Origin of the sequence: Sphingomonas sp. Leaf38, assembly GCF_001421825.1 — a bacterium.
In the GTDB taxonomy this organism is placed as follows: domain Bacteria; phylum Pseudomonadota; class Alphaproteobacteria; order Sphingomonadales; family Sphingomonadaceae; genus Sphingomonas.
The window spans coordinates 1,631,170-1,658,061 of record NZ_LMLD01000011.1 but is presented as its reverse complement, the minus strand read 5'-3'; the positions used below and the strand labels follow the sequence as shown (position 1 = coordinate 1,658,061).

General features: G+C 68.3%; 16 protein-coding genes. 3 read left to right on the top strand and 13 right to left on the bottom strand.

Going from position 1 to position 26,892, the window contains the following annotated elements:
• Positions 1–30 precede the first annotated feature (30 nt).
• From addA to ASE88_RS14980, 8 genes are all read right to left on the bottom strand, one after another.
• On the bottom strand, positions 31–3,480 hold the full coding sequence (gene addA, locus ASE88_RS15015; protein ID WP_056479002.1) for a double-strand break repair helicase AddA: 3,450 nt from the start codon (positions 3,478–3,480) through the stop codon (positions 31–33).
• The gene (addB, locus tag ASE88_RS15010) at positions 3,464–6,424 is read right to left on the bottom strand and encodes a double-strand break repair protein AddB (protein WP_056478999.1); all 2,961 of its coding nucleotides are present in this window, start codon (positions 6,422–6,424) and stop codon (positions 3,464–3,466) included. Before addB ends, addA begins: the two co-directional genes overlap by 17 nt.
• The gene (locus ASE88_RS15005) at positions 6,417–7,172 is read right to left on the bottom strand and encodes a nucleotidyltransferase family protein (protein WP_056478996.1); all 756 of its coding nucleotides are present in this window, start codon (positions 7,170–7,172) and stop codon (positions 6,417–6,419) included. The genes addB and ASE88_RS15005 overlap by 8 nt, the downstream gene beginning before the upstream one ends.
• A complete protein-coding gene (locus tag ASE88_RS15000) occupies positions 7,169–8,149 on the bottom strand; it encodes an aminoglycoside phosphotransferase family protein (RefSeq protein WP_200910268.1) in 981 nt (326 codons plus the stop codon). Before ASE88_RS15000 ends, ASE88_RS15005 begins: the two co-directional genes overlap by 4 nt.
• Entirely contained in the window at positions 8,146–8,595 is a 450-nt protein-coding gene (gene tsaE / locus ASE88_RS14995) for a tRNA (adenosine(37)-N6)-threonylcarbamoyltransferase complex ATPase subunit type 1 TsaE (RefSeq protein WP_055877581.1), read from the bottom strand. The genes ASE88_RS15000 and tsaE overlap by 4 nt, the downstream gene beginning before the upstream one ends.
• A 118-nt stretch (positions 8,596–8,713) precedes the next feature.
• The gene (locus ASE88_RS14990) at positions 8,714–11,089 is read right to left on the bottom strand and encodes a PAS domain-containing sensor histidine kinase (RefSeq protein WP_056478991.1); all 2,376 of its coding nucleotides are present in this window, start codon (positions 11,087–11,089) and stop codon (positions 8,714–8,716) included.
• A 343-nt stretch (positions 11,090–11,432) separates the two neighbouring features.
• The gene (gene ahcY / locus ASE88_RS14985) at positions 11,433–12,896 is read right to left on the bottom strand and encodes an adenosylhomocysteinase (RefSeq protein ID WP_407818125.1); all 1,464 of its coding nucleotides are present in this window, start codon (positions 12,894–12,896) and stop codon (positions 11,433–11,435) included.
• Positions 12,897–13,136: 240 nt separating this feature from the next.
• On the bottom strand, positions 13,137–13,697 hold the full coding sequence (locus ASE88_RS14980) for a YqgE/AlgH family protein (RefSeq protein WP_055878717.1): 561 nt from the start codon (positions 13,695–13,697) through the stop codon (positions 13,137–13,139).
• 109 nt (positions 13,698–13,806) lie between these two features.
• On the opposite strand from ASE88_RS14980, the gene ASE88_RS14975 reads away from it, so the two are divergent.
• The 3 genes from ASE88_RS14975 to ASE88_RS18470 all read left to right on the top strand — a co-directional run bounded on the left by ASE88_RS14975 (position 13,807) and on the right by ASE88_RS18470 (position 16,509).
• Complete coding sequence (locus tag ASE88_RS14975) at positions 13,807–14,286, top strand: peroxiredoxin (RefSeq protein WP_055877594.1); 480 nt, start codon at positions 13,807–13,809, stop codon at positions 14,284–14,286.
• A 199-nt stretch (positions 14,287–14,485) separates the two neighbouring features.
• Positions 14,486–15,922, top strand: coding sequence for an AMP nucleosidase (locus tag ASE88_RS14970; RefSeq protein WP_056478988.1), 1,437 nt, complete (start codon positions 14,486–14,488; stop codon positions 15,920–15,922).
• A 71-nt stretch (positions 15,923–15,993) separates the two neighbouring features.
• Complete coding sequence (locus ASE88_RS18470; protein ID WP_082466564.1) at positions 15,994–16,509, top strand: hypothetical protein; 516 nt, start codon at positions 15,994–15,996, stop codon at positions 16,507–16,509.
• A 260-nt stretch (positions 16,510–16,769) separates the two neighbouring features.
• On the opposite strand, the gene ASE88_RS14960 is transcribed toward ASE88_RS18470, so the two are convergent.
• The 5 genes from ASE88_RS14960 to ASE88_RS14940 all read right to left on the bottom strand — a co-directional run bounded on the left by ASE88_RS14960 (position 16,770) and on the right by ASE88_RS14940 (position 26,889).
• Positions 16,770–18,617, bottom strand: coding sequence for a M2 family metallopeptidase (locus tag ASE88_RS14960; RefSeq protein WP_056479661.1), 1,848 nt, complete (start codon positions 18,615–18,617; stop codon positions 16,770–16,772).
• 163 nt (positions 18,618–18,780) lie between these two features.
• The gene (locus ASE88_RS14955; protein ID WP_056478986.1) at positions 18,781–19,542 is read right to left on the bottom strand and encodes an alpha/beta fold hydrolase; all 762 of its coding nucleotides are present in this window, start codon (positions 19,540–19,542) and stop codon (positions 18,781–18,783) included.
• Positions 19,543–19,657: 115 nt separating this feature from the next.
• Positions 19,658–24,370 carry a YadA-like family protein gene (locus tag ASE88_RS14950; RefSeq protein WP_056478983.1) on the bottom strand — a complete coding sequence of 1,571 codons (4,713 nt, stop codon included), beginning with the start codon at positions 24,368–24,370 and terminating at the stop codon, positions 19,658–19,660.
• 461 nt (positions 24,371–24,831) lie between these two features.
• Positions 24,832–25,857, bottom strand: a complete 1,026-nt coding sequence (locus ASE88_RS14945; RefSeq protein WP_056478981.1) for an aspartate-semialdehyde dehydrogenase — start codon at positions 25,855–25,857, stop codon at positions 24,832–24,834.
• Positions 25,858–26,172: 315 nt separating this feature from the next.
• Positions 26,173–26,889, bottom strand: a complete 717-nt coding sequence (locus ASE88_RS14940; RefSeq protein ID WP_056478978.1) for an MgtC/SapB family protein — start codon at positions 26,887–26,889, stop codon at positions 26,173–26,175.
• Positions 26,890–26,892 lie beyond the last annotated feature (3 nt).

Here is a 26,892-nt window from a genome sequence, read left to right as displayed (position 1 = left end):
CGCACGTGTGTTCGCTCAACCACCGAGGCGCTAGCTTTGCTCCTTGGCGCGATAGTGCGGCTTGTTCGCGGCCAGCGTCGCATCGCCGAGCACGATCAACCGCGGTCCTGCGGTGTACAGCAACGCCGCCTCGACCGATCGGCCCGGAAAGATCACGCCAAGCGCCTCGGCATAGGCCGCCATCTGTTTCAGATGATAATCGGGCACGTCGTCCAGCCCGCTCGGCGCGCGCCGCCCGGTCTTGAAGTCGACGACCCGGATGCGTTCCGCCTCAATCAGCAGGCGATCGACCGTGCCCGACACGACGATGCCGTTCGGCAAGGTCGCGGCAATCGGCGCCTCGGCCAGCGTGTCCGCGCCGAACAGCTCGGCGAACCGGGGATCGTCGAGCACCGCGACGACGCTGCGCACGATGTCCGCGCGCGCCGCGGCATCTTCGACGCCCCCAGCCTTCGCCAGCCAGCGATCCGCCGCCTCGGCGCGATCAGGATCGGCAACCGCCGGCAGCCGCTCAAACAGCGCGTGGATCAGCCGGCCCCGCTCCGCCGCGACCCGCATCGCAGGCGTAGGCGGCGGATCGGACACGGCGTCATCGCCCAGCGCGGACGGCGACAACGGGCGCGGCGGGCGGGCCTCGACCGGCGCCGGTGCGTGCGCCCAGCCCGGGAGATGCGCATCTGCCGGACGTTCCGCCGATGCCGTAGCCTTGACGCTAACCGCAGGCTGAGGCTCGACCCCGACGAACCGCCGCTCCTCGCCGCTGCCCTCCTCGGAAGGCGGCACCGCAAGCGCGGTCAGCGCACGATCGGCCGCCGCGTACCAGCTATTCTCCGGCGGCACGCCCTTCGCGCGCGTCCCGAGCGCCCCCGCGATCACCAGCCGCTCCTCCGCGCGCGTCGCCGCGACGTAGAACAGCCGCCAATGCTCCTCGAGTTCGCGCTGCTCGGCCGCCGACACGACCGCATCGAGTGGCCCGCCACGCTCGTTCGATCGCGGGCGGAACACCGGAATTGGCGCAGCGCCGGGCTCGGGCGCCCATTTAAGGATCGAGCGCGGCGCCGCCGACGGATCCGCGGTCGCATCCGCGAGGATCACCAGCGGCGCCTGCAAGCCCTTCGCGCCATGCGCCGTCATCACCCGCACCGCATCGAGCGGCGCGGACGGATCGCGGACGATCTCGACATCGCCGCGATCGAACCAGTCGAGGAAGCGCTGCAACGACGGCGTCGTCGTGCTCTCGAACGTCAGCGCGGCGTTGAGCAGCTCCTCGATCGGATCGCGCGCCTCTGTCCCCAGCCGCCGGATCAGCTTCCGGCGTCCGTCGAGCGGCCCCGACAACAGCTCCTCCAGGAATTGATACGGCGTGGCGATGTCCGCCCGCGCGAGCATCGCCAGCAACGGCGCGAGCCGCGCAGGAGACTGCGTGCGTTGCAGATGGCGCCAGAGCGGCCCCGCCTCGCGCGGTGCCGCCGCCATCAGCTCGTCCTGCGTCCACCCGATCAACGGCGACACGAGCAGCGCCGCGACGCTCAGATCGTCCTCGGGCTGCAATACGAAGCGGATCGTCGCGAGCAGATCCTGCACCGCGAGCGGCGCGTTCAGCCGCAGCCGATCGACACCCGCCACCGGCACGCCCTCGGCATAGAGCCGCGCGACGATCAGCGAGGCGAGATCGCCGCGCCGCTTGACGAGGATCATCACGTCCTCGGGCCGCAGCCTGCGCCCCTTGCTCTCGAGCATCAGCCCCGTGTCGGGCGCGAGCCAGCGCTTCACCGCGCGCGCGATATCGCTGGCGAGTTTCCGCACCGCGTCGTCGACCCAACCTTCCTCGTCGTCCTCGCTGCCGCCCGCCGAGACCGGCGGCCACAGCGTGACGGTGCCCGGCCCGGCGACTTCGCTGGCATGCCGCTCGACATCGCCCGCGATGCCGAGCCCCGGCTCGCCGATCGCGTCGATCGCGGCATCGACGAACTCCAGCACGGTCCGCGTCGAGCGGAACGAATGCCGCAGCGACAACCGCGCGAGCGGCAGCCCGCGCTCCTCCTCGGGCCAGTCGTCGTCGCCCAGCGCCTCGGTCGCCCGCCCGCCGAAATACTGCTCGGCCGCCTGGAAATTGAGCGGATCGGTGCCCTGGAACCCGAAGATCGCCTGTTTATAGTCGCCGACCGTGAACAGCGTCCGCGTCGACGGCGCATAGATGCCGCGGCCGACGAAGAACTCGTCCGCCAGCGCGCGCACGATCCGCCACTGATGCCCGTTGGTGTCCTGCGCCTCGTCGATCAGCAGATGCTCGGTCGCCTGGTCGAGCTTGTAACGCACCCACTCGCCGATCCCCGGCTGGTCGAGCAACGCCACCGTCGTCGCGATCAAATCGTCGAAATCGACCGCGCCCGCGCGTCGTTTGGCCTGCGCATAGCCACGCGCATAGTCGCGCCCGACCTCGAGCCCGTCGCCGAGCAGATCTGCATACCTTGTTCTAATTTCCAGCGCGAAAAGTGCCGAACAGTTGGCGTAAAGTTCGGCAGCGATTTCGGCGTATTCAGGATCCTGCGGCGCTTGTCCCTTACCAAATGAGCGCTGCTCTCCGTCAGCCTTGGCCCACACCGTATGCAGTTCGGTCAAGGTTCCAGCTCGATCTTCTACCGAGCGCTCCAACCACGTTCGGATGATCTCCGCCCGCGCGACACCATTTTTCGTTCCCCACGCGCGGTTCAACTCGCCAATTCGCGTGATAGCATCCACATCTAAGGCGTCACACCATTCTGCGACAGCCTGGTTGATGTCACCAGATGGAAGCTCCAACTCGCGCCGCAGCCACGGCTGGATCCCGACCGGCAGTGCCTCCAGCGCGGGCAGCGCGCGCGCGCACGCCAGCAGGAACGCCTCCGCCCCGCCCTCGCCCATCCGCAAGCTCAGCCGCCCGACGATCTCGACCGGACGCTCGCGCCCCTCGCGCTCGGCATCCGACAACAGGCTCGCCAGCGCCTCGCGCGCGAGCCCCGCCTCTTCGCGCGCCTCGAGCGGCCGGAACCCCGGCGTCAGCCCGGCCTCGACCGGGAACGCGGCAAGCAACCCCTGGCAGAAGCCGTGGATCGTCTGGATACGCAAGCCTCCGCCCGGCGCATCGAGCACCTTGGCGAAGAGGGTGCGCGCGCGGTCCTGCAACGCCTGTACCGGGCTCTCGCCGAGTGCGATCAGATCGGCCGCCAGCGCCGGCGCGGGCATCCGCACCCACGCGGCGAGCCGCCCGTTGATCCGCTGCGCCATCTCCGCCGCGCCCGCCTTGGTGAAGGTCAGGCACAGGATCGCGCCGGGATCGACGCCGCGCAGCAGCAGCCGGAACACACGCGCCGCCAGCACCTGAGTCTTGCCGGTGCCAGCGGACGCCGACAGCCAGACGTGCGACGACGGGTCGCTCGCATTGGCCTGTGCACCCCTCAGCCGGGGCAGCGTGGCGAGCGTGTCACCGCTCACGGCCATACCATTCGTCGCGTCGCATCAGCTGGTCATACTCGGCATAGGGGGCGTATTCGGGCACGAGCTTGGCGGTGAACGCGGCGCTGCCTGTCAGCCATTCGCCGACGACTTCGGTGAAGTTGTGCGCGGCGATCGACGTGAACTCGGCGGTCGGGATCTTGTCGCGCTTGCCCTCGGGATCGACCGGGCTCTCGATATAGCCGAACGCGTCGCGCTTCTTGCCGAGCGACCAATATTCGAACGCGCCCGCGGTGCCCGAGACGTCGGCGAACCCGCCGCGCTCGGCGATCAGTCCGAGCAGCCCGAGCTGCAGGCTGTAGCCGGCGCGCACCGCGGTCGGCGATGGCGGCTTGCCCGTCTTGTAGTCGATCACCGCGAGACGGCCATCGGCCAGCCGGTCGATCCGGTCGTAGCGCCCCGACAGAGTCACCCCGGCGATCTCGATCTTGCCCTTGCCCTCGGCGCTGGCGACGCTGCGGCCATCCTCCCCCTGCGCCACGATAGCGCCCGCGATCCAGTCGATCGCCTCGAGCAGCCGCGGCTGCCACAGCGCGCGCATCATCGGATGCGTCCGCTCGTCGTCGAGCATCGCCTTCGCGCGCAGCCGCAGCGTGTCGACGGTGCAGCCGTCCTGCTTCCACCATTGTTCGAGAATGTCGTGCACCGCGGTCCCGCGCCACGCCGCGCTCGGATCGGCATCGACCGGATCGAGCGGCATCAGCCCGAGCACGCGGCGCGCGTAGAAGGCATAAGGGTCGGCCTTCAGGCGATCGACCTCGGTGACGGAAATCGCCCTGGGCCGCAGCAGCGCGGGCGGCGACGGCGCGGGACGATCGGCGGGCAGATGCTCGCCCGGATCGTCGAGCGCACGCGTCCATCCCTCCAGCGCCGACGCGCGCTCGAACCGATCACCGGCGAGCGCCTGCAACCGCAGCCAGAGCCGTGACGCCAGCGCCGGCGACTTCGCATCGCGCCGCGCGCGCGTCACGACCGCACGGGGCGCGCCCAGCGCCTGCGCGAAATCATGCGCCGCGGTGCCCACGCGCCGCTCCAGCCCCGGCAGGCCAAGCTCCATCCGGATGCGCGGCGCAAGCCACGGATCGGGCGCGGGCCGCCCCGGCCAGACGCCTTCGTTCAGCCCGCCCAGCACCATCACGTCGGCGGTCTGCAACCGCGCCTCGATCAGGCCGTAGATCGCCAGCCGCGGATGCCCGCCCGGCGCCGGTCGCACCGCGACCTCGTCAAGCAGCGTGCGCAGCAATTGCGGCACCTCGCGCGGATCGACCCGGGGCGGTCCGGCGGGCGCTTCGGCTTCCAGATCGGCCAGAAACTCCGCCGCGGCACGACCCGCGAGCCCCGACCAGAGATTGTCGCCGCACAAAGCCTGCGCCGTCTCGCGCAGGCATGCGAGCACCGACACAAGCGGCTGCGGCCCCTGATCAAACGCGCAGGCGAGCGGCGTCAGCAGCGGCTGGACGTCGGCCCACCACGTCGCCGCCGTCCCCTTGCGCTCCTCGAGATGCCCGGCGATCCCGTCGAGCCCCGCCGCAGGCCGCGGCCCGCGCAACCGTCGGTCCAGCGCGCGTGCGCCGTCGAGCCACAGCAAGCGATCCTCGCCGCTGCGCACCAGCGGATGCTTGAGCAACGCCAGCAGCGCGAGCGGCGAGAAGCGCTGCGCCGCGGCCTCGGCGAGCGCGAGCAATAGCGTCCCCGGCGGCAGGATCGACAAAGGCCGCCCCGCGCTGTCGTCGATGCCGATGCCCCAGCGCCCGAGATGCGCCGCCACGCGCCGTGCCAGCGCGCGGTCGGGCGTGACCAGCGCGGCTGTCCGCTCGGGCACCTCCAGCGCCTCGCGCAGCACCAGCGCAATCGCCTGCGCCTCCTCCGCAGGCGTCGCGAGCTCGGCGGCGGTCACCCCCTTGAGCCGACGATCCTCGGCCGCGAGCTGCGTCCACTTGCCCGTGAAATCCGCCGGTGCCAGCGCGTTGGCGATCGCCCGGCCGCGTGCGGCGTCGGCATCGTGCCCGCCGACTTCGCGCCAAATCTGCACCTCGCCGCGCGCGACACCCATGCGCAGGAGCATCAGCTTGGCATCGAACTGCGGATGCGTCTCGATCGAGCGCCGCGTGAGCCCGGTCACCGGGTGCGGATCATGCGGGCCGAGCGCATCCCATTCCTCGTCGGGCAGCGCGAGGTCGAGCCCGGCGAACACCACCATTCCATGCGGCATGTCGGCGATGCAGCGAAGCAGCCGTGCGACCGCGGGTGCGGAATCGGTCACGCCCGCCGCGCACACGATCCCGGCGGGCGGCGCACTCCGCCAGCGCTGCGCGAGCCGGTCGAGCAGCGCCGAGCGCCGCGTCGCCGCATCGATCCGTTCGAGCCGCGCGAGTTCGCCCGGCCAGCGTTGCAGCACGATCTCGAACGTCGCCAGCGCGCGACGCCAATGCTCGGTCAGCTCCGGCCCGAGTTCGATATCGCGCAACCTGGTCGGCGGCACCTCCTCGACCAGCAACTGATCGAGCGTCCGCGCGAGTTCGCCCGCGAGCCGTACGGCCTCGGCCGCATCGACCGGATGGCCCTCTCGCGCGCGCTCTTCGGACACCAGCCGCGCGAGGATCATGCGGCGCTGATAGGGCGGCACCGCGGGCAGCGGCGGACCGATATCGTCGGCGGGATCGAGCGCGGCGCCGACCGCCTCGCCCATCTCCGGATCGCCCAGCGCGACCAGCCGCGGCAGCACGAGCCCGCCGCCGCTCGCGCGGACGAACGCCTCGGTCACCGCCTTCACCGCGCGGTTGTTCGGCAGCACGACCAGCGCGCGCGCCAGCGCGAGCGGATCGCGCCCCGCCTGCCGCATCAGCCCGGCGACCAGCGCATCGGCAAACGCCCGGTGCGCGGGGATCGTGTACAGCGTCGGACGACCCGCCGTGGCGCTATCAGCCATCCGCGAGGATCGCCTCGGTCCGCGGGATCGCGGCGGGCGTGCCGACGTCGAACCACAGGCCCTGGTGGACCTGGCCATAAGCGCGACCCGACGCGATCGCGCGGTCCCAGAACAGGTTGGTCGAGAACGGACCCTCCGGCCAGTCGGCGATCAGCCGCGGGTGGAGGATCTGGATGCCGGTATAGGCGAACGGCGCGAGCCGGCCCGACTTGCGCCGCCCACTGATCCGCCCATCGGCAGCGAGATAGAAATCGCCTGGCCCGCGGTGATTATGCGCACGTGCGAGCGGCACCATCAGCAGCAGCGCATCCATCTTGGCATCGTCCCAGCGCGACGCGAGCAACTTGATCGCATCGACCGGCCCGTCGATCCACAGATTGTCGCTGTTGACCACCAGCACCGGCGCCTCGCCGAGCAGCCCGCGCGCCTGCACCAGCCCGCCCCCCGTCTCCATCAGCATCTTGCGCTCGTCGGAGATCACGACGTCGATCCCCTCGAACCGGTCCGTGACGTGCGCCTCCAGCGTGTCCGCGAGGTAATGGACGTTGACGACCGCCCGCTTGATGCCGGCGGCCTGCAACCGTGCGAAGACGTGATCGATCAACGGCTTGCCGGCCACCTTGACCAGGGGCTTGGGCCGCGTCGCGGTGAGCGGCCGCATGCGCTTGCCGAGGCCTGCCGCCATCACCATCGCCGTCTCGGGGACGGTGCCATGCGGGACGGGGCGGATCGTCTGCTGCCGGGTCATGCCGCGACGACCAGCGGATCGTCGCGTACCGTCGTCGGTATGTTGGCCGCGAACCACGCCGCGACCGGCGCCATCACCGGCTGGGCGAGGTCGCGCTCCAAATACGCCCAGACGCGCGGGCACATCGTCGCGTAATGCGGCTTGCCGTCGCGCTGCCACAGTCGCGTGAAGATGCCCAGGATCTTGGCATTCCGCTGCGCACCGAGCACGTGATACGCGTCCATGAATGCCGCGTCGGCACCGGTGGCGGCGCGATACCGCTCGAGCATCGCCGCCTCGACCGAGGGATCGACCGTCCGCCGCGCGTCCTGCAACAGCGACACGAGATCGTAGGCGGGATGCCCCGCAAGCGCGTCCTGGAAGTCGAGCAGCCCGAGCGACCGTTCCGGCCCGACCAGCATCAAATTCTCGGCATGATAGTCGCGCAGCACGGTGACCGGCGTTTCGGCGATGGCATGGTCGAACACCGACTCCCACGCCGCATCCCAGCCTGCCAGATCGGGCGCGATCCCGACCGCCGGACAGTACCACTCCACGAACAGCCCCGCCTCGCGCTTCAGTACCGCGCGGTCATACGGGGGGACAGGTCCAGCGGGCTCCGCACGCAGGCGGACCAGCAGGTCGATCGCCGGCGCATACAGCGACAGCTCCTCCTCCGGCGCCGCGTCGACCGCCTCGCGCAACCGATCGTCGCCGAAATCCTCGATCAGCACGAGGCCCTGGTCGAGATCGCACGCCAGGATCGCCGGCGCCGCGAAGTCGCGCTCGACCAGCCATTCCGCCACCGCGATAAACGGCCGCGGGTCCTCATGCGGCGGCGGCGCGTCCATCAGGATCGCCCGACGGCTTCCCTCCTCGGCACCATGCACCGCGCGGAAATAGCGCCGGAACGACGCGTCGCCCGCGACCGGAAGGATCTTCGCCCCTCCCCAGCCATGAGCGTCGAGAAAAGCGGCGGCGCCAGGCGGCGGGGTCATGTCGGCCATCGCGACCTCCAAGCTTCCGGCACGCCGATAGTCAAGCCGCGCGTGCCGTCCGGCTCGATCGTCAGGCTCAGCCGAAGCGCATCGGGCCAATAGTCGGGCCCTGCGCGCTCGGGCCATTCGACCAGCAGCAGCGAATCGTATCGTGCGTCGTCGAGCGCGAGTTCCTCGATCTCTGCCGGGTCGTCGATCCGGTAGAGGTCGACGTGCAACACCGGAAAGCGGACTTCGGGCGGCTCATAGGGCTGGACGATCGCAAAGCTGGGCGACGGCGCCTCGCCGACCAGTCCGAGCGCGGCGAGCAGTCCGCGCGCGACGCTCGTCTTGCCCGCGCCGAGCGTACCTTCGAGCGTGATGACGTCGCCGGGACGAACACGCTCGGCCAGCAGAGCGCCGAACGCCTCCGTAGCTTGTGGATCGGGTAGCAGGATCATGTGCATGAGCGCTCTCCCCTGCGGGGAGAGGGTTGGGTGAGGGGCTGTTCGGGGCGCAGCACTGCTTGGCAGCCCCTCACCCCGACCCTATCCCCGCAGGGGAGAGGGAGCAGAAGTAGTGCGCTCATCGGCGCGGCAGTTCGACGGTAATAAGCGTGCCCTCGCCCGGCTCGGACACAAGCTCGATCGTCCCGCCATGCGCCTCGACGAACTGCTTGGCCAGCGGCAGGCCCAGCCCCAGCGCCCGATCCCCCATCGGCTTGGACTCGGCAAACCGGTCGAACGCATGCGCGACCGCCTCCGCATCCATGCCTACCCCGTCGTCCGACACCACGATCCGCGCCGAGGTCGCATTGCCGTCGGTATGTAGCAGCACGCGCCCGCCATCCTGCGTCGCCGCGACCGCATGCCGCAGCAGATGCTCGACGACCTCCTTCAACCGCTTGGGATTGCCGTTCACCCGTCCGGTCGACCGCGCCACCTCGACCGCGAAGTCGAGCTTGCGCCGCTTGGCGGACGGCAGGATCGTCTCCGCCGCGGCGCGGACGGTGCTCGCGAGATCGACGTCGCTCCGGTCGGTCTCCTCGCGGTCGCTCTCGGCGCGGGTCAGGTCGAGCACGTCGTCGACCAGCAGCCCGAGCCGCTCGACCGATTCGAGAATCGCGCCGACATAGGCCTCGGCCTGCGGCGTCATCTCGCCTGCATAACCGCCGTGGAGCATCTCGGCGAACCCGCTGATCGAGGTGAGCGGCGTGCGCAATTCATAGCTCATGTTCGCAACGAACGCGGTCTTCACCTTGTCCGCGGCCTCCAGCGCGTTCGCGCGGTCGCGCAACGCCTGCTCCGCACGCCGACTGTCGGTGATGTCGAGCATCGTGAACAGCGCATTCCCATCGGGCAGCGGCACGCCCGCGAACTCGAAATGTCGGCCATCGGCAAACGCCACGCGCCCGCCCCGCTGCTGCCGCTCGACGGTCGCCGAGCGCACGAGATCGGGGATCAGCGCGGAGCGACTGGGGGTCAGCAGCTTGCCCCCCGCCGCCTCGGCAAACGCATCGACGCGCGGGTGCGACGCCAGGAACTCCTCCTCGAGCCCCCACAACAGCCGGAACCGGTTGTTCCACAACTGCAACCGCCCATCCGCCGCGAAGACGCCAAGCGCCTCGAACAAATTGTCGAACGTCGCGGTGCGCACACGCAGCAGCGTATCGCGCGCGCTGGCGAGCTGGACCTGCTCGGTGCGATCCTCGAAGATCAGCAGCAAGCCGCCATCGGGCAAGGGCTGTGCCACCACGCGTAGATGCGTGCCGCCGCGCAGGTGCCAATTTTCCTCCATCGCGCCGCCGCCCTGCCCGCCGGCCTGCGCCGCGCCGGTCTGCATGAACCAATCGCGTCGCTCCGCCTTCCAGCTCGGAAAGTCGCGGACCTCGGGCAGGCGATTCGCCTCGCGCATGCGTTCGAGCACCCGGTCGAACTCGGGCCGGTCGGCGAGCCATTCGCTGCGCATCGCGAACATCCGCCGGAACGGCTGGTTGCAGAAGACCAGCGACCGGTCCCCGCCGAACTGCGCCACGCCTGCCGACAAGCGGTCGAGCATCGCCCGCTGCGCCTCGGCAAACCGCTTGGCGCCCGACCGCGCCTGCTCAAGTTCCTCGATATCGATCGCGAACCCCGCGACCCCGCCGCTCGGCAGCGGCACGTCGTAGATCTGTAGCGAGCGGCGCGCGCCGTCGATCGTCGCGGGCAGGACCTGCTGATGCGGCCGCCCCTGCTCGCGCGCGACCGCGGCGCCGGCCAGCGGACCGCCGCGCCCCGACCCCTCGACCAGTTCAAGCCCGCGCGCGACGACATCGGCGGCATCGCGGCCCTCGACCGCGTCGACATAGGCGGTGTTCACCATTGCCAGCCGCAAATCGGTCGCGCGGTACCACATCGGCATCGGCGCCGCTTCGATCAGCCCGGTCAGCGAGTCATAGGCCGACCGCAGCCGGATGGTCTCCGCGGCGAGCCGCGCGATCTCCGCCTCGCTATCGGTCGCATCAAACGCCCAGAGCAATACCGCCCCGGTCGCCCCCATCTCCCCGGGTGCGCGCGCACCCCGGAACGTGATCGCACGGGTCGATTCCGCCAGCCGGACCGACCGCACGAATGCCCGCCCCGACCGCTGCGCCGCCGTCACGTCCGCGATCAGCCGCGCGGCATCATCGGGCGAAAGCCCCGTTCCACCGCTTGCCAGTTCGGCGACCGCGCGCGGCGGCACGTCAAATCCGAGCCAGTCCGCCATCCGCTGCGACATCTCGATCCGCCCACCCGACCGGATAACCGTCACGGTCGCCGGAGACCCGTCGAGCAGGGTCTTGAAATGCGCGTTCGCCTGCGTGGTCTCAACCGCGGCATTACGCGCACGTAGACCGAGGAACAGCAGCACCGACCCAGCGACGACAAGCGCCAGCAGAAGTGCGCTCGCCGCTACGGCCGCCCCGGGGCCTAATGTGATCATCGCGGATACAGCGGGGGGCGAGGCAATGTCATTGCCCCCGTCTAGGACAGATAGAACCGTCCGGGAAAGCCATCCGCACCGAAAACCTTTGCCTTATGCGAAAGGCGAGCGTGATGAGCATCGAACCGGCCCATCGCGCGCGTCACCAGCTCAGCCCAGCCACCGTCGTCAAATATCTGTCCGGCCAGTCAGGACAGCGGGTCTGCGCTGCAGGTGCCGCGATCGGAAATGCCGCTCGCGGGCGGACGTCCGCCGCAGCCCGAAGGTAAAGGCCGCACACCGAAAAAGCCGCGCCCGCCTGGTGGCGGACGCGGCTTTCGAGAACCCTACGGGATCCCGAGGATCAGTAGCGGTAATGGTCGGGCTTGAACGGGCCCTCGACCGGCACGCCGATATAGCCAGCCTGCTTGTCGGAGAGCTTCGACAGCTTCACGCCGAGCTTTTCGAGGTGGAGCATCGCGACCTTCTCGTCGAGGTGCTTGGGCAGGACGTAGACTTCGTTCTTGTAGTTCTCGCCCTTGGTCCACAGCTCGATCTGCGCGAGCGTCTGGTTGGTGAACGAGGCCGACATCACGAACGACGGGTGGCCGGTGGCGCAACCCAGGTTCACCAGGCGACCCTTCGCCAGGATGATGATCTGCTTGCCGTCCGGGAACTTCACCAGGTCGGTGCCCGGCTTCACTTCGGTCCAGTCATAGTTCGACAGCGCGGCGATCTGGATCTCCGAGTCGAAGTGGCCGATGTTGCAGACGATCGACATCGGCTTCATCGCCTTCATGTGATCGGCGGTGATGACGTCGGCGTTGCCGGTCGCGGTGCAGAAGATGTCGGCGCGGGTCACGGCCTCTTCCATCGTCACGACCTCGAAGCCCTCCATCGCCGCCTGCAAGGCGCAGATCGGATCGACTTCGGTGACCATCACGCGTGCGCCGCCGTTGCGGAGCGACTGGGCCGAGCCCTTGCCGACGTCACCGAAGCCGGCGACGCAGGCGACCTTGCCGGCGAGCATGACGTCGGTGGCGCGACGGATCGCGTCGACCAGCGATTCCTTGCAGCCGTAGAGGTTGTCGAACTTCGACTTGGTGACCGAGTCGTTGACGTTGATCGCAGGGAACGGCAGCTCGCCCTTCTTGGCGATCTCGTACAGGCGGTGGACGCCGGTGGTGGTCTCTTCCGAGACGCCCTTCAGGTTCTTGACGGTCTCGGTCAGATAGCCGGGGTTCTTTGCGACATACGCCTTCAGCGCACGCTGCATCTCGACCTCTTCCTCGTTCTCGGGCTCGGGCATCGTGTGGCCGGCCTCGAGCTTGGCGCCCCAGAGTGCGAACATCGTCGCGTCGCCGCCGTCATCGAGGATGATGTTGGCGGTCTGGCCCTCGACGTCGCGATCCCAAGAGAAGATGTCGCCGACATAGTTCCAATAGTCCGCGAGGCTCTCGCCCTTGATCGCGAACACGGGGACGCCCGACGCGGCGATCGCGGCAGCGGCATGGTCCTGCGTCGAGAAGATGTTGCACGTCGCCCAGCGGACGTCGGCGCCGAGCGCGGTCAGCGTCTCGATGAGCACCGCGGTCTGGATCGTCATGTGCAGCGAGCCGGTGATGCGCGCGCCCTTCAGAGGCTGGGCTGCGCCGAATTCGGTGCGCAGCGACATCAGGCCGGGCATCTCGGTCTCTGCGATGTTGATCTCGGCGCGGCCGAAATCGGCAAGGCTGATGTCGGCGACGACGTAATCCGTCTTCGCGGGCGCTAAGGTGGTGGCCACGAGGATATCTCCTGGGAATAATCTTTGATCGGCGAGCCTCATGCCCGTGCCGGATGGCCTGCCACTTAGGCTATCAGGCGCACCAGATCAAATATAAAGATATCTTTATATGACGGCTGGAGCCCCGACCTCGAGCTGGCGCCAACGTAAACTGTCCTCCCCCGCCAGGGGGAGGTGGCGCCAAAGGCGACGGAGGGGGAGGACACGGAACCGCCGTTTCCCTTTCCTCCCCCTCCGTCTGGCAAGCGCCAGCCACCTACCCCTGGCGGGGGAGGATTTGGGTCAGGCCCGCCCCGTCTCCGCCACCAGCAACCGCGGGTCCACGCCCGCCTGCGCGAACGCGTGCGTCCAGCGATCCTCCGCCGCGGTCTCGAATACCAGTCCGGTATCCCCCGCCACATTGAACCACCCCGGCCGCGACAGCTCGCCCTCGAGCTGCCCGCCGTCCCAGCCGGCATAGCCCAGCGCCACCACCCATTGCGACGGGCCGCGCCCCTCGGCGATCGCGCGCAGCACGTCGACCGTGCTCGACAGCTTCCACCGCCCCGCGACGTCGACGCTATCCTGCCCGCCCCAGTCGGACGAGTGCACCACGAACCCGCGCCGCGGCTCGACCGGGCCACCGAAATGCACCGGCGCGTTGGGCGCATCGCCGGGCTCGATCCCGAACTGTTCGAGCAGGTCGTGAAAGCCCAGCCCGTCGATCGTCGCGCCCAGCCCGATCCCGATCGCGCCATTCTCGTCATGGCTGCACATCGCGATCACCGCGCGGGCAAAGCGCGGGTCGCTCATCCCCGGCATCGCGAGCAGGAATTGTCCCGAAAGAAAGGCCGTCTTGTCCATGCGTTGGAACATAGCGGCGCAGACCGGCGCCCGCCACGCTTGAAATACGTACGCCTGAGTCCAAGGTACGGCTCGCGCGCGACCACTTCGCGGCGACAGGAGATTTCAGATGACGATCAGCGTCGGCGACCGGCTTCCCACCACCAACCTCGTCAAGGCAACGGCAGACGGCCCAGACCAGGTCGATACCGACAGCTTCTTCAAGGGCCGCAAGGTCGCGCTGTTCGCGGTCCCCGGCGCGTTCACGCCCACCTGCTCGGCCAAGCACCTCCCCGGCTTCGTCGAGAAGGAAGCCGAGCTGAAGGCCAAGGGCGTCGACGAGATCGCGTGCGTCTCGGTCAACGACGCGTTCGTGATGGGCGCGTGGGGCAAGTCGGCGGGCGCGGGCGACATCACGATGCTGGCGGACGGCAACGGCGATTTCGCGAAGGCGATCGGGTTGACGATGGACGGCTCGGGCTTCGGCATGGGCACGCGCAGCCAGCGTTACTCGATGCTCGTCAACGACGGCGTGGTCGAGCAGCTCAACGTCGAGGCCCCCGGCGAGTTCAAGGTCAGCTCGGCCGAGCATCTCCTCAGCGAGATCTGATGTAAAAGGGCGGGCGCAATGCCCGCCCTTATTCCCACCCCGGCGAATGCCGGGGCCCAATTGGCAGGACCGAGGTAACTTCGGGCTGTCCGCCGTTAAATCTGTTCCCCAATTGGGCCCCGGCCTTCGTCGGGGTGGTTTCAAACCGGAGGTCGCCCGCAGTCTTGCCACCGTAACCTGCGCCACCTAACACTGCGCGATGACACTCGCATCCGACCTCGTCGCCGACCTCGACCGCCTCTACCGCGCCTCCGTCGAGCGCCTCCAACGCGCCATGAGTGCCTATATCGCGGACGGCACCGTCCCCGATCCGGTCAGCCGCACCGATGGCTCGTTCGCCTATCCGGAAATCCGGCTGACCTATAAGGGCGGCGTCGACCGTCCCACTCCGCTGCGCTCGTTCGGCCGCATGGTCACGCCCGGCCAGTACAAGATCAGCGTCACCAAGCCCGCGATCTTCGCCGAATATCTGATCGAACAGCTCACCTTGCTGATCGAGGATTACGACGTCACCGTCGAAGCCGTCGAAGGCCGCCAGGAGATCCCGTTCCCCTACGTCATCGATCCCGGCCACGCGCTGAGCCTCGACGAAGTGTCCGCCACCGAATTGTCGCGCCACTTCCCCGCCACCGAGCTCGCGCATATCGGCGACGAGATCGCCGACGGTATCTGGGTCGCGCAGGACGATACGCGCCCGCTCGCGCTGTTCGACGGCTTACGCACCGATTTCAGCCTCGCGCGCCTGCGCCATTACATGGGCACGCCGGCCGAGCATGCGCAGCGCTTCGTGCTTTTCACCAACTACCACCGCTATGTCGACGAGTTCGTCCGCTGGGCGGGCACGCAGCTGGGTGAAGGCAGCCGCTTCACCAGCCTGTCGGGCGCGGGCGGGATCACCATCTCGTCGGGCGACGATATCGACAAGATCATCTCCGACAGCGCATGGCGGCGGCACCAGATGCCCGCCTACCACCTGATGGCGGACGACCGCACCGGCATCACGCTGGTGAACATCGGCGTCGGCCCGTCGAACGCGAAGACGATCTGCGACCATCTCGCCGTGCTGCGGCCCGAGGCGTGGCTGATGATCGGGCATTGCGGCGGCCTGCGCCCCAGCCAGCGGATCGGCGACTATGTCCTTGCGCACGCCTATCTGCGCGACGACCATGTCCTCGACGACGTGCTGCCGCCGGAGATCCCGGTGCCCGCGATCGCCGAAGTCCAGGTTGCGATGGCCAAGGCGGCCGAGATCGTCTCGGGCCAGTCGGGCGAGGAGCTGAAGCGCCGCCTGCGCACCGGCACGATCGTCACCACCGACGATCGCAACTGGGAACTGCGCTATTCGAAGTCCGCGCTGCGCTTCTCGCTCAGCCGCGCCGTCGGCATCGACATGGAGTCCGCGACGATCGCGGCGCAGGGTTATCGCTTCCGCGTGCCCTACGGCACGTTGCTGTGCGTCTCGGACAAGCCGCTCCACGGCGAACTGAAGCTGCCGGGTCAGGCCAACCGCTTCTACGAGCGTGCGATCAGCGAGCATCTGCGGATCGGCATCGAAACGTGCGAGCAGTTGCGGCTCGAGGGCGCCAAGCTGCACAGCCGCAAGCTGCGCGCGTTCGACGAGCCGCCCTTCCGCTAAGCGCACACCTACGGAGCGGATCGCGTGCCAATGCGTTACGCCTCCGCAATCATTTCTGAGGGAGCATAGCCGTGGCCGACACCGACCCACCCGAGACGGACGCCAAGAAGCCCGTCACCCGGCGCCGTGCCCCTCGCAAGACCAGCGCGCCCAAGTCGGTCGCGGCGACCTCGACCGCCAAACCGGTCGCGCCGTCGAAACCGACTCCGGTGAAGCCGACATCCGAGGCAAAGTCGTCCGCGGAGTCGCCCCCGCGAAAGGCAGTGCCGAAGCCTGCCCCAAAACCGCGCTCGACCAAGCGCAGCACGCCGCGGCCAGGTTCGGCACGCCCGATCGTGCCGCTCGCTGCAGTTATAAAGCCCGCAGAGAAGGCGCGTGGCAAATGGGGTGCCGCAGCGATCTTCAGCGGTGTCGCCGTCGCCGGCGCCGCGATCGGCGCGCTGCTCACCCTGCGCGGCAGCACGCCAAAGCTTCCCAAACTGCCAAAGCCAGAGACGGCGCCCGAGCACGCCCATCAGGCCGACGGAACCGACTCGTCGAAGTCGTTCGCCGCCGGCATCGCCGATCCGGGCTCGGTCCCGGAATAACCGCGGTCGGGCACTCGCTCCCCGCTCCGGCTTCCACGACCACCCCGGCGAAGGCCGGGGGCCAAGTGGTACGTCCTGAGTAAGGACGCGCATCGCTCTGTTAGCTCCGTCCCCCAGTTGGGCCCCGGCCTTCGCCGGGGTGGTCGGGGGTCGCGGCCCATCTGTCAGGAGTTCCCCCGCGGAGGCGGGGCCCCAGCTAAAACCAAACATTGCGCGCGTAGCCCTGGATCCACGCCTTCGCGGGGAAACAGAAAGGCTGCTCACCACCCAGTCGGCTTGCCCTTGTTCTGCACGTCGAGCCACGCCTTCAACGGCGCGAAATACGCCACCAGCGCCGCGCCCGACATCTGCCGGCTGCCCGTGAACACCTGCAGCGCATCCGGCCACGGCTTCGACTGGCCCATGCTCAGCATCGCGTTCAGCTTCGTGCCGACCGCCTTGTCGTCGTAGAACGAGCAGCGATGCAGCGGCCCCTTCCAGCCCGACTGGTCGCACGCAGCCTTGTAGAACTGGAACTGCAGCACGCGCGCCAGGAAGTAGCGCGTATACGGCACCGCCGCCGGGATATGGTATTTGCCCCCCGCATCGAACTTGGTCTCGTCGCGCGCGACCGGCGGTTTGATGCCCTGATATTGCAGCCGCAGCTGATCCCACGCCGCCTGATAACCGGTCGCCGGGATCTGCCCCGAGAACACGCCCCAGCGCCATTTATCGATCAGCAGCCCGAACGGCAGGAACGCGACCTTGTCCATCGCCTGGCGCAGCAGCAGGCCGATGTCCTTGTCCGCGCTCGGCACCTTGGCCGCATCGAGCAGGCCGATCTTGACGAGGTAATTGGGCGTGATCGACAAGGCGACGGTATCACCGATCGCCTCGTGGAAGCCGTCGTTCGCGCCGTTCTTGTAGAGGAAGGGCTGCGCCTTGTACGCGCGCTGGTAGTAATTGTGGCCTAGCTCGTGGTGGATCGTGACGAAATCGTCCGCGTTCACCTTGGTGCACATCTTGATCCGGATATCGTCCTGGTTGTCGAGATCCCAGGCCGAGGCATGGCAGATCACGTCGCGGTCGGCTGGCTTGGTGATCTGCGACCGCTTCCAGAACGTCTCCGGCAGCGGTGCGAAGCCCAGCGACGAATAGAACCCCTCGCCCTGCTTCACCATCCTGAGCGGATCATAGCCCTTCGCCTTGAGCAGGTCGCCGGTATCATAGCCGACGTCGCCCGCCCCCTTCGGCGCGACGATATCGTAGATATTGCCCCATTCCTGCGCCCACATGTTGCCGAGCAGGTCGCTGCGGATCGGACCGGTCTTCGCCTGCACCGCGTCGCCGTACTTCTCGTTCAGCTTCCACCGCGTGTAGGTGTGCAGCGCCATGTAGAGCGGCTCGACCTCTTTCCAGATCTTATCGGTCAGCGCCGCGAACTGCTCGGGGGTCATGTCGTAGCCCGAGCGCCACAGCGAACCGACGTCCTTGTAGCCGAGCTCGCGCGCGCCTTCGTTCGAGATCGCGGTCATCTTGGCATAGTCGCCGCGCATCGGTGCGCCGACCTTGTCGTTCCAGCTCGTCCACATCTCGGTCAGCTTGGCCGGATCGCGCACCGAGCCCATCGCCGCCTCGATGTCGGATCCGTTGATTGGCTTGCCGTCGAGCGTGCCCATGCCCTTGCCGTAGGACGACGACATCTTGGTGGTGAGCGTCGACAATTCCTCCGACGCGCCCGTCCGCGTCGGCGCGGGCAGCGTCAGTCCGCCGCGCAGCAGATCGAGCTTGCGCCTGGTATCGAACGACAACCCCGGCACCGCCGCATAGCGCGCGGCCCCCAACGCGTACTTCACGCCAAGATCGGTCATCTCCGCACCCGACTTCGCCGCCAGCGCATCGGTGTCGTCGGTGATGTAGGTCGCGTTGACCCACGCCACGCGGTTCGCGTCGATCGAAGCGGCCGCCATCACCCGCTCGGCCTCGGCGACGAACGCATCCGCCTGCGCGACAGTCGGCTTGCCCGCGGGAGTCGGGGTCGCTGCAACGGCAGCCTGCGCGCCGGCGACGGACGGCACTGCGCACAGTGCCCCAGCCAGAGCGAACATCGAAACACTGAACCGAACCATCATCATCCCCTTTTATGCGGGGCACTGATGGCGGCTCGACCGCGCCGTGGTCAACCCGCGATCACAAATGTCAGCCCCGTCCCCGCCCCGCCCGCCCCCCGTCATCCTGACTTTCGTCAGGTGACGGAAGATGTGGCGGAAAGGGTGCCGGTCCCTGTGCGCGTCAGCGCGCCAGGAAGTCGGCGATCGCCTGCCCAAGCTCGGGCTTCACCACCGCGCTCATATGGCCGCCGGGTGTCTCGACATACTCCCCATGCGGCAGCGCCGCGGCTAGGTCCGGAGCCGACCCGTTATCCTGGTCCTCCGCCCCGCACACGACCAGCGTCGGCTGCTGGATCGCCTTGACGGACTCGATCGGCGTGTCGACGAACGTCTCGAGGATCCCGAGCAGCGCGACCGGGTCGCCGCCGGTGGTCTTCAGGAACGCCTCCGCCAGCCACTCAGGCGTCCCCTGCACATGCTCGCCGAGCTTGGTCAGGATATTGCGGAAATGGCCAGCGCGCCGCGACGTCTGCGTCAGCCCCGCAAGCCCCATCCCCGAGAAGATCACCCGCCGCGGCGTCGCCCCCGTCGCGAGCATCCGCGACGTCGTCCGTGCGCCCAGCGAATAGCCGCCCAGGTCATAGTCCGTCAGCCCCAGGTGCGCGACCAGCGCGTGCCCGTCCTGCGTCAGCGCATCCGCCGGATACGCCTCCAGCCCGTGCGGCTTGCCGCTGTCGCCATGCGCGCGCAGGTCCGGCATGATCACGCGAAACCCCTTCGCGGCGATCTTCGCGGCGTGGCCGTAGCGGATCCAGTTGGTCTTCGCGTCGGAGAAATAGCCGTGGATCAGCACCACCGGCCGGCCCTCGCCAAGCTCGCGCCACGCCAGCCGAGTGCCGTCGAAGCTATCGAAATACTGGGTCTCGCTCGGGGTGCTGGCCACGGTCTCATCCTGCTATGGTTCGCGGCCAGTTCGGAGCGCGCGCGCCGTCTGTCAACGCCCCCGAACGAAAACGGGCGACCCGAAGGCCGCCCGCTCGCGCATATCTCCGGGGGTGTCAGAACTGATACCCGATCCCCCCCGACGCCCCGGCCTTGCCCTGCGAGTCATAGGTGCCGCTCAATTTCACCACGGTATGGCCGTCGCCGAACGCCTTCGACATGCCGACCGCGACCGCCGATTGCCCGGCATAGGTGCCGCCGCCGATCGCGACCATGCCCTTGCCCGCTTCGTACGCCTGCGGGAGCCCAGCGGCGGCCAGCGCACCCGACGTCCCGGCATAGCTGTCGCGGCGGACCGAACGAAGATCGAAGTCGAGCGCCGCGATCCGTCCGTCGGTATAGGCGTTGGCCTGCGTCACCGCCGAGTTGATGCCCGAGTTGAGCTGCCCGACATTGACCGCGTCGGTGGTCGACACGCCCGCCGCGACGTTGCTCAGCACGGTGGCCTGACCGCCCGCATTGAACGTCACGTTGGTGCGCGACGGACCATATTGCACCGAGTTGTTGCCCAGCGCGAGCGCACTGTCGGCGGTGCCCTGTGCCGTCGCGACCGCCTGGTTGGTGGTATAGAGCTGGCCACCATTGACCGCGTCGGTCGAGCCCGCGGCGAGCGTCGCCGGAGCGACGTTGGCCACCTTGACCGGGGCGGCCGCGTTCCCCCCCGTCAACGTCACCGTATTGGTCCGCGCGCCGTTCGCATCGGTGCCGTACGAGACCGCATTCACCGTCGTCAGCGCCAGCGCATAGACCTGTCCGCCATTGACCGCATCGGTCGAGCCCGCAGCGATCGAACCGCCCGCAACATTGTGCAGCCCCACCGGCCCCGCCGTCGCACCGACCAGCGTCAGATCGTTGGTCTTGGTGCCACCGTTAGGCGTGGTGGCACTTCCGGGGTTCGAATATTGCACCGGCCCGGCGGCACCATTGGCGACCTGATTGCCCAGATTGGTGATCGCGGTGGTGTTGGTCGCGACCTGGGCGTTGGTCGCGGCAAGCTGCGCGCCGTTGATCGCATCGGTCGAGCCGGCCGCTACCGTGCCCGCCGCGACGTTGGTGATGACCGTCCCCCCGGTGCCGCCGCCGAGCGTGATCGAGCTCTTGGCGGCGTTGTCGTACTGGACCGTGCTGCTGCCAAGCGCGGCGACCTGAGCCGCGACGCCCGCGACCTGGCCGACATTGGCGGCATCGGTCGCCGCGGTACCCGCGGCGACATTGGTGATCTGCCGCTCCGCACCGACCGAGCCGACCGACACCTCCCCCACAGCGTTCTGCAACCCGCCAAGTCCCAGCGCCGCATAGCCGAGTGCGCCACCACGAACGGCGAGGGATCCGGTGCCCAGCGCGACGCTATTGCCCGCGGTGGCAGTGGCTTCGGGCCCGATCGCGAGGCTGTCGGTGCCCGTCACGCTGCCATCGGCGCGGGTCGAGAGGACATGGAAGTAGCGGATCCCCGCACCGCCATTGATCGCTCCGTCGACCGCGTCGAACACCGACTGGACATTGCCATATTGCGTGCCACCGAAGCCGAACGAGGCGAGCACGCTGTTGGTCGCCGGATCATAGCGCGACAGGCCTCCGAGGCTCGCTGCGACCGAGGTGCCAAGCCCGACGAGTTGGCCACCGTTCACCGCCTCGGTCGAACCCGCCGCGAGCGTTCCGGCGGCGACGTTGCCGAGCACCACCGGTGCTGCGCCGACGCCGCCGAAGCTGACCCGGGTACGCGTTGCGTCGTCATATTGCACCGACAGCGCAGCGAGGTTGCCGAGCTGACCGGACACCGTCGCGAGCTGCCCGCCATTGACCGCATCGGTCGAGCCTGCCGCGACCACGCCATCGCCGACATTGTGCAACGCGACGGCGCCGGCTGCACCGCCGACCAGCGTCACGTCGTTCGACGGCACGCCCCCGTTCGGCGTCGTCGGCGCACCCGCGCTCGAATATTGCAGCGCACCGATCGCACCATTGGCGATGCTCGTCGTAAGGTTCGTGACATTGGTGTTGGTCGCGAACAACTGGCTGCCGTTGACGGCATCGGTCGAGGCAGCGCCAAGCGCGCCCGCCGCGACGTTGCTGAGCGCGACGGGGGCCGCCCCGGTCCCGGCGCCGCCGAGCGTTGCGCGCGTCCGTGTCGTATCGTCGTACTGGACGGCCAGCGCCGACAGGCCGCTGACCTGGCCCGAGACGCTCGCCAGCTGGCCGCCATTGACGGCATCGGTCGATCCGGTCGCGACCACGCCATCGGCGACATTGTGCAGCCCGACCGGTCCCGCCGTCGCACCAACCAGCGTGACGTCGTTGCTCGGCACGCCGCCATTCGGCGTCGTCGGCGTCGCGGCGTTCGAATATTGCACCGCACCGATCCCGCCATTGGCGATGGTCGTCGTCAGAGTGGTCAGGGCGGTGTTGGTGTTGGTAACGTTGGCGTTGGTCGTGAACAGCTGGCTGCCGTTGACCGCCTCGGTCGAGGTCGCACCGAGCGTCGCTGCCGCGACGTTGCCGAGCACCACCGGCGCTGCGCCGACCCCGCCGAAGGTCACCCGGCCGCGCGTCGCATCGTCATATTGCACCGCCAGCGCGGACAGGCCGCCAAGCTGGCCCGATACCAGCGCGAGCTGACCGCCATTGACCGCGTCCGTCGAGCCGGTCGCAACGACGCCGTCACCGACATTGTGGAGCGCGACCGTCCCCGCCGCGCCGCCGACCAGCGTGGCATCGTTCGACGGCACCCCGCCATTGGGCGTCGTCGGCGCGCCCGCGCTCGAATATTGCAGTGCGCCGATCCCGCCGTTGGCGATGCTGGTCGTCAGGTTGGTGACGTTGGTGTTGGTCGCGAACAGCTGGCTGCCATTGACCGCATCGGTCGACGTCGCGCCGAGCGTGCCTGCGGCGACGTTGCCGATCGCAACCGGTGCCGCCCCCGTCCCGACGCCACCCAGCGTCACACGCGTCCGCGCACCGTCGTCATACTGGACCGCAAGCGCCGACAGCCCGCTGACCTGGCCGGACACGGTCGCCAGCTGCCCGCCGTTCACCGCATCGGTCGAGCCTGCAACGACGGCGCCATCGGCGACGTTGTGCAGCCCGACCGGGCCTGCAGACGCACCGACGAGCGCCGTGTCGTTGCTCGGCACCCCGCCGTTCGGCACGGTCGGCGTCGCGGCGTTCGTATATTGCAGCGCGCCGATCCCACCATTGGTGATGCTGGTCGTGAGGTTGGTGATCGCGTTGCCGTTGTTGGTGACGTTGGTGTTGGTGGCGAACAGCTGACTGCCATTCACCGCCTCGGTCGACGCGGCGCCGAGTGCGCCCGCCGCGACGTTGCCCAACGCGACCGGGGCTGCGCCCGTGCCCACACCGCCCAGCGTCGCGCGCGTCCGCGTCGCGTCGTCATACTGGACCGCGAGCGTGCCGAGCGTCCCGAGCTGCCCCGATACGGTCGCCAGCTGCCCGCCATTCACCGCATCGGTCGAGCCCGCAACGACGACGCCGTCGGCGACGTTGTGCAGCCCGACCGGGCCTGCTGCCGCACCGACGAGCGCCGTGTCGTTGCTCGGCACCCCGCCGTTCGGAACGGTCGGTGTCGCGGCGTTCGTATATTGCAGCGCGCCGATCGCGCCGTTGGCGATGCTGGTCGTCAGATTGGTGACATTGGTATTAGTCGCGAACAGCTGGCTGCCATTCACCGCCTCGGTCGATCCGGCCCCGAGCGTCCCGGGTGCGAGGTTGTCGATCGTGGTGCCCGCGGCCCCTGCCAGCGTCACGCGGTCCTGCGCGGCGGTGTTATATTGCACGGCACCGGTTGCGAGCGTGCCGATCTGCGCCTGCACGCCGGCCAGCTGCCCGACATTGACCGCGTCGGTCGCCGCGGTCCCGGCGGCGACGTTGGTGATCTGCCGTTCGAGCCCTGCGGAACCGACCGACACCTCGCCGGCCGAATTCTGCGCGGCGGCCAGGCCGATCGCGGTATAGCGGGTTTGCGGTGCGCGCGTGGCGACGCTCCCGGCGCCGAGCGCGACGCCGTTGACGCCGGTCGCTCTGGCATCGGTGCCCAGCGCGATGGCCCCGGTCGCGCCCGCGCCGACGGTCGCGCGCGTGCCGAACGCGATCGAGCCCGCCGCGGTCGCCGCGGTCGCTGCCGAATTGCCGAACGCCACCGAATTCGCCTCGCCTGCCAGCGCCTCCAGCCCGGTCGATCCGAGCCCGGTGATCCGGTTGCCACCGATCGCGATCCCGGCGGGGGTCCGTAACGAGAAACTGTCCGCCTGCGTGTCGCAGCGATCAGCAGGACCGACGATCGTGCCGTTGGCGTTCAGGACCTGCAGCGTGATCGGACTGCCGTTCGCCGCATTGTCCAGCAGGCCGGTCGCGTTGATGTTGAGGTTGGAGACGGCCAGCGGCGGCACGAGCACCGAGACGAGCGGCACCGAGATGACCGCGTTGACGCTTCCCAGGATCGGATTGACCGTCGACTGGATCGGATCGACGACGCCGTTGATCACCGGCCGCAGGATGTCGGTCACCACCGACCGTGGCAGGCTGACGCCCGAGCACGCGCTGACGATGTTGGGCGTCGCCGTTTGCGCCGAGGCGGTCTGCGTGGCGAACAGCGTGGTGGCCGCCACGCCGATCAGCGACACGCCGGCGCGCAACCGCCGCAGGGCGCGCGCGCCGCGGTCCGACCCGCCCCCGATCGGCTCGACCACGGCCGGTGCCGCACCGCCATGAGTGATGGAACTGCGGAACACCGGGCGAACAAACGCATAAGACATCGAACAATCCTCCACTGGCGACTGCGACGGCAGCGCTGACTTTCCAAGTCGCCGGCCTTTTTCGGCTCGACTACAGGAACGGACGGATTTTGATCTCACGTGTACTAACAGTAAGTTACCGCGTTAAATAAGAAATACATGGGAACAGTAGTTTTTCAGAAACGTTACTGGCATGAATAGATATTCAATTTGAGTATGACTCAAATCCGTTTTGATTTTACTTTGCTTGAAAGTCAGCTTTTCCTGACGATGCGGCCATGAGTGATCGTTAACCGTCGAACTCAGATCGGCGACTATCACGCCCCCCGACATCGGATAGGCGCAAAATGGATCGATCATGCGGTCGGGGGCGCGCCCGCGAAAACCTTGCGAATCGCAAACGCCGCGCCGTCACGGGTGTGACGACGCGGCGTTTTCATGGACCAATCGGATAGGGAAACGCAGCGTGCCGCCGCTCGACCTTACGCCTTTTGCAGATGCCTGCGGCCGAGCAGTTCGGCGATCTGCACCGCGTTCAGCGCCGCCCCCTTGCGAAGGTTGTCGCTGACGCACCACAGGTTCAGCCCGTTCTCGACGGTCGGATCCTCGCGCACGCGACTGATATAGGTCGCGAAGTCGCCGACGCATTCGATCGGCGTGATATACCCCCCGTCCTCGCGCTTATCGACCAGCATGATGCCCGGTGCTTCGCGCAGGATGGTCTGCGCTTCCTCGGCCGAGATCTCGTTCTCGAACTCGATGTTGATCGCTTCCGAATGGCCGACGAACACCGGCACGCGCACGCAGGTCGCGGTGACCTTGATCTTCTTGTCGAGGATCTTCTTCGTCTCGACGACCATCTTCCACTCTTCCTTGGTCGAGCCGTCGTCGAGGAAGCTGTCGATGTGCGGGATCACGTTGAACGCGATCTGCTTGGTGAACTTCTTGGGCTCGGCGGGATCGCCGACGAAGATGTTGCGGCTCTGCTCGAACAGCTCGTCCATCCCGGCCTTGCCCGCGCCCGACACCGACTGATAGGTCGAGACGACGACGCGCAGGATCTTCGCCGCGTCGTGGAGCGGCTTCAACGCGACGACCATCTGCGCGGTCGAGCAGTTCGGGTTGGCGATGATGTTACGGACCTTATAGCCGTCGATCGCCTCGGGGTTCACCTCGGGCACGATCAGCGGCACGTCGGGGTCCATGCGGTACAGCGACGAATTGTCGATCACGACGCAGCCGGCGGCGGCGGCGATCGGCGCGTAGACGGCCGTGCCTTCGGAGCCGATCGCGAACAGCGCCATGTCCCAGCCATTCCAGTCGAAATGCTCGATATTCTGGCATTTGATTTGGCGGCCGGTGTCGCCGTAATCGACCATCAGCCCCTGGCTGCGCGACGACGCGACGCAGGCGATCTCGTTGGCGGGAAACTCGCGCTCCGCCAGGATATTGAGCATCTCGCGCCCGACATTGCCGGTCGCGCCTGCGACCACCACCCGATAACCCATGTCATAACTCCGATTGGACTTGGCCGCGCAGTACCGACGTTGCGCGGGCAGGTCCAACGGCTTTCGACTTGTTGCGCGGATAGTGGGGGTTTGGGGGCTACGGAGAGTATGGCCCTCCCCTCCTTGTTCCCTTGTTACTGCACCACCCCGGCGAAGGCCGGGGCCCAGTTGGAAAGGTTGCAGTAACGAAGGGCTGCGCTTGGTCAGCGACGTCCCCCAACTGGGCCCCGGCCTCCGCCGGGGTGGTGCCTAGTATGCCGGGGTGGTGCCTAATATGCCGGGGGGGTCCCTAGCATAGGGTAACGGCAGTCCCCCTCAGTCGTGAGTCCGCGCCTGCCACGTCGCATGCTCGATCCTGTGGACCTGCGCCAGATGATCCGTAATCGCATCCAGCTCCTCCGACGGCACGTTCGTCGCCACCAGGGTCACCGCGATCTCGACCCGGTCCTCGCCGCGCTCGGTCACGTCCAGTTCCGCCACCTGAAGCTGCACAGCCTCGAGATGCTCCACCACCAGGTCGCCGATCGGCCCGGCATCCGCCGCCGCCGCGGTCACCATCACGCTATAGGTGGCCTCGATCGTCCGCCCCTCGGTCGGTATCCGGTTGATCCCGTCGACCAGCGGCCGGAGTGCGGTGTTCGCCAGCAGCACGACGAATGTGAGCAACCCCGCCTCGGCGATCATGTCGCTCCCCGCGCACGCCCCGACCGCCGCCGAGCACCAGAGCGTCGCCGCGGTGTTGAGCCCGCGGACGTTCATCCCCTCCTTCATGATCACGCCCGCGCCGAGGAACCCGATCCCCGACACGACATAGGCGATGATCCGGATCGACTCGACGTCGCCGCCCAGCCGCTGCCCGAGATCAACGAACGCCGCCGATCCGAGCGCGACCAAAGTGTTCGTCCGCAATCCCGCGGTCCGCTGGCGATATTGGCGCTCCGCCCCGATCAGCGTTCCGAACACGAACGCGGCGGCATAGCTCACCACCGTGTCGAGGAACGGCCACAAATGAAACGTCTCGACGAACCGCACCGG